The organism is Streptomyces sp. W16, assembly GCF_033194735.1.
In the GTDB taxonomy this organism is placed as follows: domain Bacteria; phylum Actinomycetota; class Actinomycetes; order Streptomycetales; family Streptomycetaceae; genus Streptomyces.
Map to the genome: position 1 here is coordinate 1 of NZ_JAWOAI010000961.1, position 1,964 is coordinate 1,964.

Here is a 1,964-nt window from a genome sequence, read left to right on the forward strand (position 1 = left end):
CGGCCCGCCCGGCGGCGTCCTGGGCGGCGGCCCGGGGATCGCGGGAGGTGAGGGAGGTGTCGACGCCAACGAACTTGGTCGCGGTGTAGGTACGACCCGAGCGGACGGGCAGGACCGCTGTCTGACTGGCGCTCAACTTCCCGTCCCGGGCGGCGTGTTGGCGATGGCTGGGTGCGTCCAGCACCGAGGCCAGCGCGCCGTCGACCCCGGTCCCGTCCGTGCGGAACGCCACGCCGATGGTGTGCGCGCCGACCGGGCCGCCGTCCGTCTGTGTGACGCGCCGGACGCCACGGCCGTCGAGGCGGTCGGTGAGGGTGAGTTCGCCGTCCCAGTGCGGGGTCACGCGCAGGTGCACGGCGCCGGTGTGCTGGGCGTCGCGGGAGGTGAGGACGTCGTAGACCAGGTCGGTGCGGCGGCCGTCCTTCGTGGTCCAGGTGAGGGACGTACGGACGTGGCCGCAGCGGAGGTTCAGGGTCTGGCGGTACCGCGTGATCCGGCTGCCGCTGCCGTAGGTCTCGGAGCCCGCCGTCACGTCGAGGCCGGTCCAGGTCGGGAGGGCGGCGAGGACCTCACGGCCGGCGGTGTTCGCGGGACCCCGGGCATAGAGGCCGGAGACGAACGCGCCGTCGTAGCGCGGGGTGTAGAGCGGCCAGCCGGTCTTCTCGCCGGACGCCGCGTAGCCCGCGCCGGCGGGCGGGACCCGGGTGCCGAGATAGCCGTTGCCGACGTACGGGTGGTAGGTGTCGGCCGGGTCGATCCGGGTGGCCGAAGGGGCCCAGCCGCGCGCCCCGCAGTCGTCGCGGGGGCGGGGCGCGGCCGACGCCGGGGGCGGGGGGAGAAGCAGGGCAGCGGCGAGGAGCGGGAGCAGCAGACGGGGTGGCTTGGTCACCGTTCGACGATGGAGTGCACGGCGGGACTGCGACGGGAAGCGCGCGGGTGATTACCACGTACGGAGCGCACCCGACCCCGAGCCCTACCCTGACGCCCCCTACTACTGGTACGGCGTCGGCTCGGTCACCCAGCCCGCCGTCAGGACGAGCCGCGACTCGCGGTGCACGGCGAGGAAGCCGAAGGGGCGGTCGAAGCGGGCCGTGACGACGGTGGTCGTGCAGCGCAGGTCGGGCCGGGAACCGGCGCCGTAGCGGGGCGCGATCGCGGTCACCGCTCCGGCACGGAAGCCGAGTGCGCCGAACTGTGCCACCGCCGCCTGCTCGGCCTTACCGACGGCCAGCGGGTCGGGGCTGATGCCGGGGAAGTGTCCGTCGTCGGCATCCATGGCCGTGGTGAGCCCGAACAGGCCGTGCTGGGCGAGGAGATCGTGCCGCGCGCCCATGTCGTACGCCACCGTCGTCACGGACAGCTCCGGCGGTCGCGGTGTGGCGCACCGCTGTTGCTCGACCCGCAGGCCCGGTCCCGCGTCGCCGAACGGGAGTTGGCCGCTGGGCACCACCGCGACCCGGCGGGCCAGGGCGGCCACGCCCGTGCCCAGCACCTGGCCGGGGGCCATCCGCTGTTCGCCGAGCAGGAGATGGACGTCGATTCCGTTGTCGCCGGGGACCTTCAGCTCGGTGACGTAGCCGTGCGGGCCGCTCGTCACACCGACCCGGTCGAGACGGACGCCGGTGCGGTGCAGACCCGCCAGCCGCCGCCCCTGCCAGGGGCCGGCGTCCGGGCTGAGCACCAACTCCTCGAAGGGGCGCGGCCATTCGGTGCGCAGCGCGAGCGCGCTCGCCAGCACCATCACCACGTCCGCGTCCAGGGCGATCGGCATCCGCTCGATCAGCCCGCCCGTCCGCTCGGCCGCCCACGCGTCCAACGCCCGCTGACCGGCCGGGAGATCATCGGTGAGCACCCCGTGCGTGCCCGCCGGCAGCCCGGCCAGCCACTCCTCGCGGGCGGCCAACTCGCGCTTGGTCCACAGGCCGAGCGCGGAGCGCAGACCGGGCATCGACCCCATCGCTGCC

1 protein-coding gene and 1 pseudogene are annotated in these 1,964 nt (G+C 74.8%); both read right to left on the reverse strand.

The features are described 5' to 3' along the window. Nucleotides 1–889 (reverse strand): annotated as a pseudogene (locus tag R6V09_RS51935) (haloacid dehalogenase); the annotation flags it as partial. Between the two features lie 102 nt (nucleotides 890–991). Next, on the reverse strand, nucleotides 992–1,964 hold a 973-nt coding region (locus R6V09_RS51940; protein WP_317888371.1), incomplete at its 5' end, for a proteinase inhibitor I4 serpin.